General features: G+C 70.6%; 15 protein-coding genes and 1 pseudogene. 6 read left to right on the top strand and 10 right to left on the bottom strand.

The genetic code is table 11. The annotated features are described in order from the left end of the window. Positions 1-121 precede the first annotated feature (121 nt). Positions 122-1,465 carry a UDP-glucose dehydrogenase family protein gene (locus ACFY5C_RS18380; protein ID WP_389445393.1) on the top strand — a complete coding sequence of 448 codons (1,344 nt, stop codon included), beginning with the start codon at positions 122-124 and terminating at the stop codon, positions 1,463-1,465. Between the two features lie 469 nt (positions 1,466-1,934). On the opposite strand, the gene ACFY5C_RS18375 is transcribed toward ACFY5C_RS18380, so the two are convergent. Continuing rightward, a complete protein-coding gene (locus tag ACFY5C_RS18375; protein WP_389445391.1) occupies positions 1,935-2,435 on the bottom strand; it encodes a CGNR zinc finger domain-containing protein in 501 nt (166 codons plus the stop codon). A 116-nt stretch (positions 2,436-2,551) separates the two neighbouring features. Between ACFY5C_RS18375 and ACFY5C_RS18370 the strand changes: the two genes are divergently transcribed. Both ACFY5C_RS18370 and ACFY5C_RS18365 read left to right on the top strand, forming a co-directional pair. Next, positions 2,552-2,911 carry a VOC family protein gene (locus tag ACFY5C_RS18370; protein ID WP_389445389.1) on the top strand — a complete coding sequence of 120 codons (360 nt, stop codon included), beginning with the start codon at positions 2,552-2,554 and terminating at the stop codon, positions 2,909-2,911. 34 nt (positions 2,912-2,945) lie between these two features. Further along, the gene (locus ACFY5C_RS18365; RefSeq protein WP_389445387.1) at positions 2,946-3,332 is read left to right on the top strand and encodes a VOC family protein; all 387 of its coding nucleotides are present in this window, start codon (positions 2,946-2,948) and stop codon (positions 3,330-3,332) included. A 30-nt stretch (positions 3,333-3,362) separates the two neighbouring features. On the opposite strand, the gene ACFY5C_RS18360 is transcribed toward ACFY5C_RS18365, so the two are convergent. The 5 genes and pseudogenes from ACFY5C_RS18360 to ACFY5C_RS18340 form a co-directional block, all read right to left on the bottom strand. After that, complete coding sequence (locus ACFY5C_RS18360; RefSeq protein WP_389445385.1) at positions 3,363-4,490, bottom strand: dipeptidase; 1,128 nt, start codon at positions 4,488-4,490, stop codon at positions 3,363-3,365. 145 nt (positions 4,491-4,635) lie between these two features. Further along, positions 4,636-4,987, bottom strand: a pseudogene (locus ACFY5C_RS18355) (MerR family transcriptional regulator). Between the two features lie 42 nt (positions 4,988-5,029). Continuing rightward, the gene (locus ACFY5C_RS18350; protein ID WP_389445384.1) at positions 5,030-6,214 is read right to left on the bottom strand and encodes a dipeptidase; all 1,185 of its coding nucleotides are present in this window, start codon (positions 6,212-6,214) and stop codon (positions 5,030-5,032) included. A 5-nt stretch (positions 6,215-6,219) separates the two neighbouring features. Beyond that, entirely contained in the window at positions 6,220-6,723 is a 504-nt protein-coding gene (purE, locus tag ACFY5C_RS18345; RefSeq protein WP_389445480.1) for a 5-(carboxyamino)imidazole ribonucleotide mutase, read from the bottom strand. 20 nt (positions 6,724-6,743) lie between these two features. Continuing rightward, positions 6,744-7,937, bottom strand: a complete 1,194-nt coding sequence (locus tag ACFY5C_RS18340; RefSeq protein WP_389445382.1) for a 5-(carboxyamino)imidazole ribonucleotide synthase — start codon at positions 7,935-7,937, stop codon at positions 6,744-6,746. Between the two features lie 197 nt (positions 7,938-8,134). On the opposite strand from ACFY5C_RS18340, the gene ACFY5C_RS18335 reads away from it, so the two are divergent. Beyond that, positions 8,135-8,704: a GtrA family protein gene (locus ACFY5C_RS18335; RefSeq protein ID WP_389445380.1), complete on the top strand. Its 570-nt coding sequence runs from the start codon at positions 8,135-8,137 to the stop codon at positions 8,702-8,704. A gap of 154 nt (positions 8,705-8,858) precedes the next feature. Here ACFY5C_RS18335 and ACFY5C_RS18330 read toward each other — a convergent pair whose 3' ends face one another. Beyond that, complete coding sequence (locus ACFY5C_RS18330) at positions 8,859-10,133, bottom strand: ATP-binding protein (RefSeq protein WP_389445378.1); 1,275 nt, start codon at positions 10,131-10,133, stop codon at positions 8,859-8,861. Positions 10,134-10,175: 42 nt separating this feature from the next. Next, positions 10,176-10,853, bottom strand: coding sequence for a response regulator transcription factor (locus ACFY5C_RS18325; protein ID WP_107905766.1), 678 nt, complete (start codon positions 10,851-10,853; stop codon positions 10,176-10,178). Between the two features lie 307 nt (positions 10,854-11,160). On the opposite strand from ACFY5C_RS18325, the gene ACFY5C_RS18320 reads away from it, so the two are divergent. Both ACFY5C_RS18320 and ACFY5C_RS18315 read left to right on the top strand, forming a co-directional pair. After that, on the top strand, positions 11,161-11,298 hold the full coding sequence (locus ACFY5C_RS18320) for a hypothetical protein (protein ID WP_389445376.1): 138 nt from the start codon (positions 11,161-11,163) through the stop codon (positions 11,296-11,298). Positions 11,299-11,340: 42 nt separating this feature from the next. Continuing rightward, the gene (locus ACFY5C_RS18315) at positions 11,341-12,879 is read left to right on the top strand and encodes a peptide MFS transporter (RefSeq protein WP_389445375.1); all 1,539 of its coding nucleotides are present in this window, start codon (positions 11,341-11,343) and stop codon (positions 12,877-12,879) included. Positions 12,880-12,950: 71 nt separating this feature from the next. On the opposite strand, the gene ACFY5C_RS18310 is transcribed toward ACFY5C_RS18315, so the two are convergent. Beyond that, a complete protein-coding gene (locus tag ACFY5C_RS18310) occupies positions 12,951-13,316 on the bottom strand; it encodes a hypothetical protein (RefSeq protein ID WP_389445373.1) in 366 nt (121 codons plus the stop codon). 179 nt (positions 13,317-13,495) lie between these two features. After that, complete coding sequence (locus ACFY5C_RS18305; protein WP_389445371.1) at positions 13,496-14,800, bottom strand: hypothetical protein; 1,305 nt, start codon at positions 14,798-14,800, stop codon at positions 13,496-13,498. Positions 14,801-14,844: the final 44 nt, after the last annotated feature.

The raw sequence follows: 14,844 nt of genomic DNA, 5'->3' as shown, positions 1-14,844 counted from the left end.
AAATTTTAGGGGGCGGCCCACGGGAGTGATACGTGAGCTTGGCGACAGCGGGGAAGTTGCCCGTCAGACCCTCCGACTATGCTCGGGGCCGCACCGCACCGTCCCCTTTTCTGGAGTCCCCATGGCCCTCAAGATCACCGTGATCGGCACCGGTTACCTCGGCGCGACCCACGCCGCGGCCATGGCCGAGCTCGGCTTCGAGGTGCTGGGGCTCGATGTGGTGCCCGAGAAGATCGAGATGCTCGGCGAGGGCCGGGTCCCGATGTTCGAGCCGGGCCTGGAGGAGCTGCTGCGCAAGCACGTCGCCGGCATCGAGGGCTCCACCGGGCGGCTGCGCTTCACGATGGACTGGGCGGAGGTCGCCGAGTTCGGCGACGTGCACTTCGTCTGTGTGAACACCCCGCAGAAGCACGGCGAGTACGCCTGCGACATGAGCTACGTGGACGCGGCCGTCGAGTCGCTCGCCAAGCACCTGCACGGGCCCAACCTCGTCGTCGGCAAGTCGACCGTGCCGGTCGGCAGCGCGGACCGGCTCGCGGCCCGCATCCTGGAGCTCGCCCCGGGCGGCGGTGAGGTCGAGCTCGCCTGGAACCCCGAGTTCCTGCGCGAGGGCTTCGCCGTCCAGGACACCCTGCACCCGGACCGGATCGTGGTCGGCGTGCGCAGCGAGCGGGCCGAGAAGCTGCTGCGCGAGGTGTATGCGACGCCGATCGCGGCCGGCTCCCCCTTCGTCGTCACCGACTTCCCCACCGCCGAGCTGGTGAAGACCTCCGCCAACTCCTTCCTCGCCACCAAGATCTCCTTCATCAACGCCATGGCGGAGGTGTGCGAGGCGGCCGGCGGCGACGTGGCCAGGCTCGCGGAGGCCATCGGCCACGACGACCGCATCGGCAAGAAGTTCCTGCGGGCGGGTATCGGGTTCGGCGGCGGCTGCCTGCCCAAGGACATCCGGGCCTTCATGGCCCGCGCCGGTGAGCTGGGGGCCGACCAGGCGCTGACCTTCCTGCGGGAGATCGACTCGATCAACATGCGCCAGCGCGGGCAGATGGTGGAGCTCGCCCGGCAGGCGCTGGGTGGCGGTCCCTTCCTTGGCAAGCGCGTCGCCGTGCTCGGCGCCACCTTCAAGCCCGACTCGGACGACGTCCGCGACTCCCCCGCCCTCAACGTCGCCGGCCAGATCCACCTCCAGGGCGGCCAGGTCACGGTGTACGACCCCAAGGGCATGGACAACGCCCGCCGTCTCTTCCCGACGCTCGGTTACGCCGACACCGCGACCGACGCGGTGCGCGGCGCCGACGTCGTGCTGCACCTGACGGAGTGGCGGGAGTTCCGCGAGCTGGACCCGGCGGCGCTCGGTGAGGTCGCTGCGGCGCGGGTCATTCTGGACGGGCGCAACGCGCTCGACCCTGAGGTGTGGCGCAAGGCCGGCTGGAACTACCGGGCGATGGGACGGCCGACCGCCTAGACCGCGGGACCCGGACACACGGGCCGACGGCCCAGTCCGCAGGCCGCGGTCCCCAGGCCCCAGTCCGCAGGCCGCGGTCCCCAGGCCGCAGTCCGCAGTAGGGGACCGGACCGCTCCGACGCGCAGGCCGGGGCGCCGTCAGCCACGAGGCCCGAGCGCCGTCGGACACGCGGCCGGAACACCGTGAGCCACAGAGGCAGGGCAACCGCAGCCAAGGCCCGGAAGGCCCTGAGCCAAAGGGCCGGAAGGCCCTGAGCCACGGGACCGGAAGGCCCTGACCCGCGGGACCGGGAAGGCCCTGCCCCACCTCGCCGCACCACCCCACCCCCGGCGCCGGGATGACTCCCCCGACGAGACAGGCGACGCCGTTTCGGCCGAGGCTCAGTCGGCCGAAACGGCGTCTTGTCGCATTCTGCCCCACACGGACCGCTCGGCGCCGAGCGCATGCTCAAGCCCATTGAGAAAGGGCTTACTTCGCCCGATACCTCCGCATCTTCGCCCGCGCACCGCACACCTGCATCGAGCACCAGCGCCCCCGCCCCGCCGGACTGCGGTCGTAATACGCCCAGTGACAGTCGACCGCCTCGCACGCCTTCAGCCGCACCCAGGTCCCGTCTCCGAGGGCCCGGGCAATCGCCACCGCCACCCGGGACAGCAGCGAGCCACCGTCCGCGGCGAGCAGCTCGGCGGAGCCGTCGGCCGCGTCGACCGTGACGATCAGCGGACCCGCCGCCAGCAGCTCGCCGAGCGGCGTCGCCGCGCGGTGCGGCGGATGTCCCGCGTGGGCGAGGAGGGCCACGCGCAGGGACTCCCGCAACTCCCGCGCGGCGGGTATGTCCTCCTCGGCGAGCCCGAGGCGCGCCCGCCCCTCGGCCGTGTCCAGCGAGTCCGCGCCCGACTCCAGGTCCAGCGTGTTGACCAGGGACTCGACCAGTTCCAGGCCCCCGGGCGCGGGCGATCTCTCACTCATGGCTGCACGCTACCTCCCGAATCCCCTTGCGACGTTACCGCCAATGCGGGAGTATGCGGTAACCGCGTTACCTGTTGATGCCGGACACAGGTAACCATCGCTTCGAGGAGGAAGCCATGGCCGTCGCAGAAGTGGGAGCCGTCGTCCTGGACTGTCCCGACCCCCGCGCCCTCGCCGACTTCTACGCGCGCGTGCTCGGCGGCAGCATCGAGGAGCAGGAGGACTGGGTGGACGTGAAGGTGCCGGGCGCGCCGACGCTGTCGTTCCAGGCCGCCCCCGGATACGTACCGCCGCAGTGGCCGTCGCCCGAGCACTCGCAGCAGTTCCATCTGGACCTGACCGTCGAGGACCTGGACGCCGCCGAGAAGGAGGTGCTGGCCCTGGGTGCGAAGCCACTGGAGACCGAGGACCGCTCGCGGACCTTCCGGGTTTACGCGGATCCGGCAGGGCACCCGTTCTGCCTGTGCGCCTGCTGAGAGCCGAGCATCCTGTGACCCTCGGGAGGAACCCATGGCCCGCGTGACCCGGCTGCGTTCCGTCGTCATCGACTGCCCCGACCCACGCGCCCTCGCCCGCTTCTACGCCGGCGTCGGCGGCGGCTCGGTCGACGACGACGACCCCGAATGGGTCGTGGTCCAGCTCCCCGGCGGCCCTCGGCTCGCCTTCCAGCCGGCGCCCGGGTACACCCCGCCGGAGTGGCCGCGGGCGGACCGCAACTCCCAGCAGTTCCACCTGGACTTCGACGCGGGGTCCACCTGGGAGGAAGTCGAGGCGGCCCAGGAGAAGGTGCTGGCCCTCGGAGCGCGTCTGCTGCACGCGGAGGACAAGGACGACTTCCGGGTGTACGCCGATCCGGCGGGGCATCCGTTCTGCCTCTGCCGGATCGAGGAACCCTGAGCCCGCCGGCCTGCTCCCCCGTCTCCCCCGCTACCCGTCCAGCTCGGCGATCTTCATCGTCGACGGCGCCCGGCGTCGCTGTGCCTCCCGGGCGGTGAAGTCGGCCTCGCGCAGGACGCGCTGGACGTTGCCCCAGGTCAGCAGCGCGATGTCGGCCTCGGACCAGCCCCTGCGCAGCAGCTCGGCGACGAGGTGCGGGTAGCAGGAGGCGTCGGTGAGGTCCTGCGGGTGGGCGGTGCCGGCGTCGTAGGTGCCGGACAGGCCGACGGACTCCGCGCCGGCGACCTGACGGACGTGGTCGAGATGGTCGGCGACGTCCCGGACGGACGGACCGGTCTGCTCGGCGGTGAGCGGCACCATGCACAGGCCGCCCACGGCACCCAGCTCGGCGAGCAGGTCGTCGGGGAGGTTGGCCGGGTGGGGGCGCAGGGCGCGCGCGGCGGAGCGGGCGCACAGGACCGGGGCCTTGGAGACCGCGCACGCCCGGCGCACGGTTTCCGAGGAGGCGCCGGAGAGGTCGGCCAGCACGCCGAGGCGGTTCATCTCGCGCAGGACCTCCTCGCCGAACCGGGTCAGCCCCGCCTCGCTGGCCCAGGCCGCGCCGGACAGCGTGAGGGCGCGCAGCCCCAGCCCGTGCAGGGAGCGCAGGATCCCGAGCGAGTCACCGAGGGCGGCGGCCCCTGCCGGGCCCGGCAGGACGGCGATACGGCCGCAGTGGCGGACGTCGGTGACCGGGCCGGGGTTGTCGGCCAGGCGCAGGCCCTCGGGGTGGGCCCGTACGACGGTCTTCACCAGGTCCAGCTGGTCCAGCGTGGCACCCACGGCCCGGTCGCCGGTCAGCCCGTCGGGCAGGTGCAGGGCCCAGAACAGCGCCCCGACGTGGCCCTCGCGCATGCGCGGTACGTCGGTGTCGACAGCGCTCTCGCCGAGCTCCAGGTCGAACCAGGGCAGACGGCGCAGCGCCCACGGCAGCCCGCTGTAGCCGTCGGCGACGGGATGGGCGGCGAGGAGGGCGTGGGCTCGGTCGAGGAGGCCCGCGTCGGTGCCCTCACCCGGGCCGGTGACGGATTCGGACGGCTCCTCGGGCAGCGGCGCGGGCAGGTCATCGAGTTCGCCGACCTCGGGGCTGGTGTCCGCTTCGTACTTGAGGTCTGCCATGGCGGTCTCCGTACGTGATCGGCGTGATGATCAGCAGTACGGTTCACCGTCGCACGGACCCGGACCGGCTTCCTGGTGGACGGGGCGTTCGGGGGTATCGCGCGCCGACGGGCATGGAACGGCGCAGGCGGGGGTATCGCGCGCGTCAGCTCTCCCGCGCCGCCTGGATCACCTCGTCCAGGGTGTCGCGAGAGCGGACCAGGCCGGCGATCATGCCGTCGATGCGGTCGCGCTCGGCGGTGAGGTCCTCGACCAGGCGGGGCGTGGCGATCGCGGAGGGCCCGCCGTCGATGTCCCGCATGCAGGCAGCGACTGCGCGATCCTGCCGCTGTGCAGCCCGGCGGCGAACAGCTCCTGGATCCGGACGACCCGGTCGACGGCCGCCGCGGGGTAGTCACGGTGCCCGCCGGGCGCTCGGCACGCAGCAGCCCCTGGGCCTCGTAGTAGCGCAGCGACCGCTCGCTCACGCCGGTGCGGGAGAGGTGCCTGATGTACACGGGCGGGGCGACCGGCTACGCCGACTACCCCGCCCTCGACGGTCAGCCGTCCAGTGCCTCGAGGGTCGCGTTGGACGGGCCGCGCTTGGCCTGAAGGTCGCGGGCCACGTCCTCCGCGGCGCCCAGCACCCGTACCGCGTTCTGCCAGGTCAGCTTGGCCAGGTCGGGCTTCGACCAGCCGCGGTCCAGCAGCTCGGCGATCAGGTTCGGGTAGCCGGAGACGTCGTTCAGACCGTCCGGGGTGAAGGCGGTGCCGTCGTAGTCGCCGCCGATGCCGAGGTGGTCGATGCCGGCGACCTCGCGCATGTGGTCCAGGTGGTCGGCGACCGTGGACACCGTGGCGATGGGGCGCGGGTTGCTCTCCTCGAAGGCGCGGTGCACCTTCATCGCCTCGGCGGTCGTGTCGAGGTGGTGGAAGCCGTGCGCGCGCATGTTCTCGTCGGCCGCGGCCGTCCAGTCGACCGCCGCCTGGAGCACGAACTTCGGCACGAACGTCACCATCGCCACGCCGCCGTTGCCGGGCAGGCGCTCCAGGACGTCGTCGGGGATGTTGCGCGGGTGGTCGCAGACCGCGCGGGAGGAGGAGTGGGAGAAGATCACCGGGGCCGTGGAGGTGTCCAGCGCGTCGCGCATCGTCGTCGCCGCCACGTGCGAGAGGTCGACGAGCATGCCCTCGCGGTTCATCTCCCGTACGACCTCGCGGCCGAAGGCCGACAGACCGCCCACCCCGGGCTCGTCCGTCGCCGAGTCGGCCCACGCGATGTTGTCGTTGTGGGTGAGGGTCATGTAGCGGACGCCGAGCGCGTACAACGCCCGCAGCGTGGCGAGGGAGTTGGCGATGGAGTGGCCGCCCTCGGCGCCCATCAGGGAGGCGATACGGCCCTCGGCGCGGGCCGCCTCCATGTCCGCCGCGGTCAGCGCGGGGCGCAGGTCGGCCGGGTGGCGGGCCAGCAACTGCCGTACGCAGTCGATCTGTTCGAGGGTGGCGCTGACCGCCTTGTCGCCGGCGTAGTCGGAGCGCACGTACACCGACCAGTACTGCGCGCCGACGCCGCCCTCGCGCAGGCGGGGGATGTCGGTGTGCAGGTGGGCGCCCTGGTGGGCGGCGATGTCGCGGGCGTCGAGGTCGTAGCGGACCTGTTCGCGCAGGGCCCACGGCAGGTCGTTGTGGCCGTCCACGACCGGGAACTCACGCAGGAGGTCCCGGGCTGCCTCCAGGGAGGTCATCGGCGTCACTTCCCCGAGCCGAAGCCGAAGCCGTTTGCGCCCTCTACCTTGGCGCGCAGGCGCTTGCCCTTCTCGGTGGCCTGGTCGTTCAGCTCCTGCTGGAACTCCCGCATCCGCTGGAGCAGGTCCTCGTCGTGCACGGCGAGGATGCGGGCGGCGAGCAGGCCGGCGTTGCGTGCGCCCGCGACGGAGACCGTGGCCACGGGGACGCCGGCCGGCATCTGCACGATGGAGAGCAGGGAGTCCATGCCGTCCAGGTACTTCAGCGGCACCGGGACGCCGATGACGGGCAGCGGCGTGACCGAGGCGAGCATGCCGGGCAGGTGGGCGGCACCTCCGGCGCCGGCGATGATCGCCTTCAGACCGCGCTCGGCCGCCTGCTCGCCGTACGTGACCATCTCGCGCGGCATCCGGTGCGCGGAGACGACGTCGACCTCGTACTCGATCTCGAACTCGTCGAGGGCCTGGGCGGCGGCCTCCATGACGGGCCAGTCGGAGTCAGACCCCATGACGATGCCAACAACAGGGCTCATTCGGTGATGGTCCCTCTCAGGTAGCCGGCAGCGTGACGGGCGCGCTCCAGCACGTCGTCGAGGTCGTCGCCGTAGGTGTTGACGTGACCGACCTTGCGGCCGGGCTTCACGTCCTTGCCGTACATGTGGATCTTGAGCTGGGGGTCGCGGGCCATGCAGTGCAGGTACGCGGAGTACATGTCCGGGTAGTCGCCGCCGAGCACGTTGACCATGACGGTCCACCTGGCGCGCGGGCGCGGGTCGCCGAGAGGGAGGTCGAGGACGGCCCGGACGTGGTTGGCGAACTGGGACGTGATGGCGCCGTCCTGGGTCCAGTGGCCCGAGTTGTGCGGACGCATCGCCAGCTCGTTGACGAGGATGCGGCCGTCGCGGGTCTGGAACAGCTCCACGGCGAGGTGCCCGACGACGTCCAGTTCCTTGGCGATCGTCAGGGCGAGCTCCTCGGCCTTGAGCGCGAGGGCCGGGTCGAGGCCGGGGGCGGGCGCGATGACCGTGTCGCAGACGCCGGCCACCTGCTGGGACTCCACCACGGGGTAGGCGACCGCTTGGCCGTGCGGGGAGCGGACGACGTTCGCCGCGAGCTCGCGGACGTAGTCGACCTTCTCCTCGGCGAGGACCGGCACGCCGGCGCGGAAGGGGTCCGCGGCCTCCTCGGCCGAGTCGACGACCCAGACACCCTTGCCGTCGTAGCCGCCGCGGACGGTCTTGAGGACGACCGGGAAGCCGCCCGCCCGTCGCCCACCACCGCCCTTGCCGGAGGGCACTTCGTGCCCGCCCCTTTCGAGCTCCGCCGCGAAGGCGACCACGTCCTGTGGATCGGTCACGATGCGGTGCCGTGGGCACGGCACGCCGATCGCGTCGAGCTTCGCCCGCATCACGCCCTTGTCCTGGGCGTGCACGAGCGCGTCGGGGCCCGGGCGGACGGGGATGCCGTCCGCCTCCAGAGCCCTGAGGTGCTCGGTGGGAACGTGTTCGTGATCGAAAGTGATCACATCGCAGCCCCTCGCGAAGTCGCGCAGCGTGTCGAGGTCGCGATAGTCGCCGATGACGACATCACTGACGACCTGCGCCGCGGAATCCTGAGGGGTGTCACTGAGGAGCTTGAACCTGATGCCCAACGGGATGCCCGACTCGTGTGTCATACGAGCGAGCTGACCCCCGCCGACCATGCCGACTACCGGGAACGTCACGCCCCTAGGGTATCGGCCACTTCGCGGCGGCCGGTTTCCGTCCCCCGCCGCCGACCCTCGCCGGGCTTCTGACCCGAGTTTTCCGGGTCTCTTCCCGCCCTATGAGCTTGCGCACAGGCAATCGTCGAGGGGGGTGGTTAGCATGGCTGAGTTGACGAAACCAACCGACAAACCGACCGACAGGAGCCTTTACGACCATGGGACGTGGTTCCTCGGGGCTTCATACGGCGCCTCCGGCACCCCGCAGTGCCGTGCGGCAACGCTTCGACCGGCTGGTGCGTGAGGTCGCCAAGTTCGGTGCGGTGGGTGGAGCGGGACTCCTGGTCAACCTGCTCGTGTTCAACCTGGTACGGCATGTGACCGACCTGCAGGTGGTGCGCGCGAGCGTCATCGCGACGGTGGTCGCGATCATCTTCAACTACCTCGGCTTCCGGTACTTCACCTACCGGGATCGCGACAAGGGCCGCCGCACGAAGGAACTGGGCCTGTTCCTGCTGTTCAGCGTGGTCGGCCTGGTGATCGAGAACGGCGTGCTGTACGCGGCGACGTACGGCTTCGGCTGGGACAGCCCGCTGCAGAGCAACATCTTCAAGTTCCTCGGCATCGGCATCGCGACGCTGTTCCGGTTCTGGTCCTACCGGACGTGGGTGTTCCGCGCGCTTCCTTCGCAGGAGACGGTGGCCGGAGCGGAATCGTTCCTGGAGACGCCCCGGCGGGGTGCGCGGCGCGCGCAGAAGCCGGAGAAGCCGCCGGTGCGGGTGGGCTGACGCTGACGCGTCACCGGCCTCCTTGGGCAGCCCCTGGGGACCTCCGTCCCCCAGCCCCCGCTTTCGGCCCTGAATGGGCTTCGTCCTCAAACGCCGGACGGGCCGGGTTTGCCTGGCCCGGCGATGAACGGCACCGTCCGCCCCCCTGGTGTCGTCAGCGGACCGTCGGGCCCGATTCCTGGCCCGGCTTCTTCGGTGGGGGTGTGCGGGAGAGGAACAGGGCCAGCACCGGGGGCTTGGTCTGGAGCATTTCCAGGCGGCCGCCGTCCGCCTCGGCCAGGTCTCGGGCCACCGCAAGGCCGATGCCGGTGGAGTTGCGGCCACTGATGGCGCGCTCGAAGATCCGGGCGCCGAGGTCCGCCGGGATGCCGGGGCCCTCGTCCGTGACCTCGATGACGGCCTGGTTGCCGGTGACCCGGGTGCGCAGGGCGACCGTGCCGCCGCCGTGCATGAGGGAGTTCTCGATCAGGGCTGCCAGGACCTGCGCCACCGCGCCCGGCGTGCCGACGGCCTCCAGGTGCCGCTTGCCCGAGCTGACGATCGCCCGGCCCGCGCTGCGGTAGGCGGGGCGCCACTCCGCCAGCTGCTGCTGGATGACCTCGTCGAGGTCGAAGGTGACGGCGGAGCCGGTGCGGGGGTCGCGGGAGTTGGTGAGGAGGCGTTCGACGACGTCCGTGAGGCGCTCCACCTGCGTCAGGGCGATCGTGGCCTCCTCCTTCACCGTGTCGGGATCGTCGGTGAGGGTGATCTCCTCCAGGCGCATGGACAGTGCCGTGAGCGGGGTGCGGAGCTGATGGGAGGCGTCCGCGGCGAGGCGGCGTTCCGCCGTCAGCATGCGTCCGATGCGTTCGGCGGAGGAGTCGAGGACGTCCGCCACTCGGTCCAGCTCATGGACGCCGTAGCGCTTGTGCCGTGGCCGCGGATCGCCCGAGCCGAGACGTTCCGCCGTCTCGGCGAGGTCGGTGAGGGGCGAGGCCAGCCGGTTCGCCTGGCGCACCGCCAGCAGGACCGCCGCGATCACCGCCAGCAGGGCGACCGCCCCGATGATCAGCAGGGTACGGCCGACCTCGCGCGTCACCGACGAGCGCGGCTCCTGCACGGTGACCGTCTCGCCCTCCTCGCCTGTCTCACTGGCGCTGATGACGTCACCGGTCGGCCGCTCGCCCACCTCGATCAGGGGCTTGCCCGGGATGCGGATCTCGGCGTACCGGTCCCCCTGGATCTGGTCCCGCAGCACCGCGGCGTTCACGGTCTCGTCGCCGAGCAGCCGGCTGTCCACGATGCTGACCAGCCGCACCGCCTCGGTGTCCACCCGCTCCTGGGCAGTGCTGGTGATGGTCCGGGTCTCGACGATAACGAGCGAGACGCCGAAGACGGCGATCACCACGAGAACCACGGCGAGGGTGGACTGGATCAGTCGGCGGCGCATGTCCTCTTACTTACCTGTGTGCCATGCCGGTACGGCAGTGGCTCAGCTCTTCTCGAAGCGGAAGCCCACGCCTCGCACGGTCGCGATGTAGCGGGGGTTCGCCGCGTCGTCGCCGAGCTTCTTGCGCAGCCAGGAGATGTGCATGTCGAGCGTCTTGGTCGAGGACCACCAGGTCGTGTCCCAGACCTCCCGCATCAACTGGTCCCGGGTGACGACCCGTCCGGCGTCGCGCACCAGCACCCGCAGCAGGTCGAACTCCTTGGCGGTGAGCTGGAGTTCCTCGTCACCCATCCACGCGCGGTGCGACTCGACGTCGATCCGCACCCCGTGCGTGGCCGGCGGCTGCTGCGGCTCGGCGGCACCGCGCCGCAGCAGGGCCCGGACCCGCGCGAGCAGTTCGGCGAGCCGGAACGGCTTGGTGACGTAGTCGTCGGCGCCCGCGTCCAGGCCCACTACGGTGTCCACCTCGTCGGCACGGGCGGTCAGGATGAGGACCGGCACGGTGTGGCCCTCGGCACGCAGTCGCCGGGCCACCTCCAGGCCGTCCATGCCGGGCAGGCCGAGGTCCAGCACGACCAGGTCGATCCCGCCCTGCATTCCCGCGTCGAGCGCGGTGGGGCCGTCCTCCCGCACCTCGACCTCGTACCCTTCCCGGCGCAGTGCGCGGGCCAGCGGCTCCGAAATGGACGCGTCGTCCTCGGCGAGCAGTACACGGGTCATGAGCTGATGGTAGTCCGCCCATGACAAGAGCCGGGGTGTGATCGGACGCCTTGGTTCTTACCCGGCTCGGGTGAATCTCTTACCTTCGGCCGCAGTGGTACAGACCATGTCTGTGAAGTGCGATCCTGGGAAGGACCTTGGAAAGGGTGCCTGCGGTTCCCTCGACACCTGTGATCCCTGTCTCAAGTCCTTCCATTTCAGGCGGTGTCCTGACGTATGGTGACTCCACGCCTTTAGCACGCGGGGACCTTCGGCGCATTTGACGCTGAGGGTCTCTTTTGTGTGCGCACTGCACAAGGAATGACCTGTGGCCGGGCCCCCGAAGGCGGGGGCGTGGATCCCGACGGTCGCCGTCTTCCCCTCCGAGACCCGGAGCGGACTGCCCCTGGGCGTGGGGCGGACGGCCGTGTCCGCCGGTGCCGGCCGCCCCCCACCGGGCGCGTGACCGTTCTACGTCGATGCGCGTCCCGACCAGCAAGGAACGACCATGGCGTCCAGCCTGACGAAGGACTCGGGCCGCCCGGGCACCCCCGGCACCGAGAAGACCTTCTTCGGCCACCCCCGCGGACTGGCCACTCTCTTCATGACCGAGATGTGGGAGCGCTTCAGCTTCTACGGCATGAGGGCTCTTCTAGTCGTCTATCTGCTCTCCGGCGGCCCGGACGCCAAGGAGGGGAGCATGGGCGGCGGCCTGGGCATGGACCTGGCCACCACCACGGCGATCTACTCCGTCTACCTGTCGATGGTGTACCTGCTCGCCCTGCCCGGCGGCTGGCTCGGTGACCGCCTGTGGGGTCCGCGCAAGACGGTGGCCATCGCCGCCGTGACGATCATGGCGGGTCACCTGGTGCTGGCGCTGCCCGGCGGTCAGGCCCCGTTCTTCGCCGGTCTCGCGCTCGTCGCGCTGGGCTCGGGTCTGCTCAAGGCCAACATCTCCACCATGGTCGGCCACCTGTACGACGGCCCGGAGGACCCGCGCCGCGACGGTGGCTTCACGATCTTCTACATGGGCATCAACGCCGGTGCCTTCTTCGCGCCGCTGGCCATCGGCACCGTCGGCCAGCAGGTCAGCTGGCACCTCGGCTTCGGCATGGCCGCCATCGGTATGGCGATCGGTCTCGCGGCCTTCCTCATCGGCACCCGCAACCTGAGCCCGCAGAGCGACGTCGTGCCCAAGCCGTTGTCGGCCGAGGAGCGCACCACCTGGCTGCGCAAGGGCCTGACCTGGCTCATCATCGCGGCCGTCTTCTACGGCGTCGTCGGTTTCACCGGCCACTTCACCCTGAACTGGGCGATGATCCCGCTGACCCTGATCGGCCTGATCATCCCGATCGGCGTGCTCGTGCGGATCAAGCGGGACAAGGACCTGTCCGCGCCGGAGCAGTCGAAGATGACCGGCTACATCTGGTTCTTCGTGGCGGCCGCCGCCTTCTGGATGATCTACGACCAGGGTGGCTCCACGGTCCAGGCGTTCGGCGAGACCAAGGGCTCCGGTTCGCTGCTCGGCTTCGAGTTCCCCTCGTCCTGGTACCAGTCGCTGAACCCGCTGTTCATCATGGCGCTGGCCCCGGTCTTCGCCTGGATCTGGATGTGGCTGAACCGCAAGGGCAAGGAGCCGTCGACGGTCGCCAAGTTCGCGGCCGCCCTGTTCTTCATCGGCGTCTCGTTCTTCTTCTTCCTGCTGCCACTGGGCGTGGCCTCGGACGGCTCCCTGGTCAGCCCGATGTGGCTGGTCGGCATCTACCTCATCCAGACCGTCGGTGAGCTGTGCCTGTCGCCGGTCGGCCTGTCGGTGACGACGAAGATGGCACCGGCCAAGTACGCCAGCCAGATGATGGGTGTGTGGTTCCTCGCGGTCACCGCGGGTGACTCCGTCACGGGCCTGCTGTCCAACCCCGCGGTCGGTGGGGTGGACCTGAGCGGCACCGGCGCGGTCGCCGCCGAGGCGGTGCTGGCCGTACTCGCGGGCTTCGCGGTGTACATGTACCGGAAGAAGGTCAAGGCGCTGATGGGCGACGTCCACTGACATCCCTTCGCACAACGGCGAGGGCCGCCGCACCCGGGGTGCGGCGGCCCTCGCCGTATGTGGGACTCCGGTCAGGCCCGAGTCTCCACCGTCCACGAGCGGGTGAAGCTGCGAAGTCCGCACTTCACAGTCGACTTCTCACCGGGCTTCTTCCACGGGCCCCACAGGGTCCACGGGATCGTGTGCTCGGAGCCGGCCCCCGTGCCACGGATCACATCGCAGACGAGCTTGACCCGGTGTTTGGTCACCTTCTTGCCCGAACTCGACTTCTTGCAGCTGGACGTCGCCGTCGGACGGCCGAGGTCGAGGTGCACTTCAGACGTGCACTTGTACCTGGCCCCGGCCGCCTGCGCGGTACCCGCGGTGGCCACGCCCACCCCCGTCGCCATGAGAACAGCCGCCAGCGCGCCTACGGCCGCCTTCTTCCCCCAGATCATTTGCTCCTCTTTCCCGCACCGGGCAACGAGCACCGTTTGGTCGTTTCTGAAATGCTCGAATGCCTGGCGCGCAACACCGTCGCACACTTGCTTGCGCGAACGGCGCGGACACTATGCGTTTTTTGATCTTGCGGCAAATGCGTGCTGGAACCAGACCAGACGAGGGCCTGAGGACGACGTCAGCGCACGTTGCGGCGCGGCATGAACGTGAACACCGCCCCTCCCAGCAGTAGTGCCGTTCCCGCCACCAGGCCCAGCGCCTTCAGGGACCCCTGGCCCTGAGCGCCGGTCGCCGCCAGACCGCCGTCCGTCGACGAGCCGCCCGCCGAACCGCCCGCCGAGCCGCCGCCGGACGCACCGCTCGCCTGCTCGCTCGTGTCCAGCGTCAGTGACACCTGCGACTTGGCGGGTGTGCAGGTCGTCGTCGTGCCGAGGGCCTCGATGGTCAGCACTCCCGGGGAGAGGGTCGACTCGCCGCTCGCGCCCGGCTTGTAGGTGCCCGTGAGGTCGGGGATCTCGATCGGGTCGCCCGACTTGATGGCCTCGGAGTTGGTGGGCCCCTCGACGTGGACCGTGCCCTTGTCGGCGCCGCCCAGGGCGACCTCCATCGACGGCTTGACCGAGTCCTTGGGGATGTCGGCGGGGCTGTCCATCACCGACTTCTTGAACTGCACCGTCAGATCGAAACTCCCGCCGTTCTTCTTGGCGTTGATCTGGACCGGCGAGGTCGCCTCCTTGTCACCGATGGGCGTCTTGCACTTGTACGGGACCTGGACCTCCTTGCCCGTGAAGTCGGTCTGGCCGCCGTCGCCGCCCCCGGTGCTCGTACCGCCGGTGTCCCCGCCCGTCTCGCTCTCACTCGGCGCCGGGTCCGAAGGGCTCGACGAGCCCGTCGGCAGACCGGTCGGCACGCTCGTCGGCAGCGTCGGGACGACCGTCGGCAGGCCTCCCGTCGTACCGCCCGAAGTCCCGCCCCCGTCCGTCACCTTGATCGTCGCGGCCTTCTGCACGGTCTCCTCCGGCGCGCACTTGGTGTCCGTGGAGATCGGCTTGCTGACGTTGATGTTGTACGCGCCCGGCGTCAGGGTCACCTCACCCGGTGCCGTCAGCTTCAGCTTGCCCTTCATGTCGGACAGCTTCATGTCGCCGCCCTTGGGGATCGCCGGGTTCTCCCGGGGCCCCTGCATGGCGACGTCCGCGGTCTGCGCACCGGCCGCCTTCAGCGTTCCCGACGGCTGGACCGTGTTCGCCTGGAGGTCAAGGATGTCGGGGTTCTTGGACGCGGCCTGGACGAACTTCCAGACGACCTCCACCTCGTCGCCGACCTTCGCCTCCGCGGGCGCGGTGATCTCCACCTTCGTCGTGCCCTGCACCGGCGGCAGCCCTGAGATGGCGGGCGGGATGCACTCGGTCGCGTACGCCACCTCCGCGGCCTGGGCGGGCGCGGCGGACACGCCGAGCAGGATGCCCGCGCCGCCGAGCATCAGCGCGACGCCGGCCGCGCCTCCTCTTCCCGGGCGTGTTCGCG

It is taken from the genome of Streptomyces sp. NPDC012935, assembly GCF_042900345.1.
Lineage (GTDB): Bacteria > Actinomycetota > Actinomycetes > Streptomycetales > Streptomycetaceae > Streptomyces.
Note: the sequence above shows the minus strand (reverse complement) of the source record. Positions and strands in the feature narration are given on the sequence as shown.

Excerpts from the sequence above, each read along its gene's own strand:
- ACFY5C_RS18370 (WP_389445389.1), top strand. The coding sequence starts at position 2,552 with ATGGCCGTCGCAGAAGTGGGAGCCGTCGTCCTGGACTGTCCCGACCCC.
- ACFY5C_RS18350 (WP_389445384.1), bottom strand. The coding sequence starts at position 6,214 with ATGACCTCCCTGGAGGCAGCCCGGGACCTCCTGCGTGAGTTCCCGGTC.
- ACFY5C_RS18310 (WP_389445373.1), bottom strand. The coding sequence starts at position 13,316 with ATGATCTGGGGGAAGAAGGCGGCCGTAGGCGCGCTGGCGGCTGTTCTC.
- ACFY5C_RS18315 (WP_389445375.1), top strand. The coding sequence starts at position 11,341 with ATGGCGTCCAGCCTGACGAAGGACTCGGGCCGCCCGGGCACCCCCGGC.
- ACFY5C_RS18375 (WP_389445391.1), bottom strand. The coding sequence starts at position 2,435 with ATGAGTGAGAGATCGCCCGCGCCCGGGGGCCTGGAACTGGTCGAGTCC.
- ACFY5C_RS18330 (WP_389445378.1), bottom strand. The coding sequence starts at position 10,133 with ATGCGCCGCCGACTGATCCAGTCCACCCTCGCCGTGGTTCTCGTGGTG.
- ACFY5C_RS18325 (WP_107905766.1), bottom strand. The coding sequence starts at position 10,853 with ATGACCCGTGTACTGCTCGCCGAGGACGACGCGTCCATTTCGGAGCCG.
- ACFY5C_RS18365 (WP_389445387.1), top strand. The coding sequence starts at position 2,946 with ATGGCCCGCGTGACCCGGCTGCGTTCCGTCGTCATCGACTGCCCCGAC.
- ACFY5C_RS18380 (WP_389445393.1), top strand. The coding sequence starts at position 122 with ATGGCCCTCAAGATCACCGTGATCGGCACCGGTTACCTCGGCGCGACC.
- ACFY5C_RS18335 (WP_389445380.1), top strand. The coding sequence starts at position 8,135 with ATGGGACGTGGTTCCTCGGGGCTTCATACGGCGCCTCCGGCACCCCGC.
- ACFY5C_RS18360 (WP_389445385.1), bottom strand. The coding sequence starts at position 4,490 with ATGGCAGACCTCAAGTACGAAGCGGACACCAGCCCCGAGGTCGGCGAA.
- ACFY5C_RS18305 (WP_389445371.1), bottom strand. The coding sequence starts at position 14,800 with ATGCTCGGCGGCGCGGGCATCCTGCTCGGCGTGTCCGCCGCGCCCGCC.
- purE (WP_389445480.1), bottom strand. The coding sequence starts at position 6,723 with ATGGGGTCTGACTCCGACTGGCCCGTCATGGAGGCCGCCGCCCAGGCC.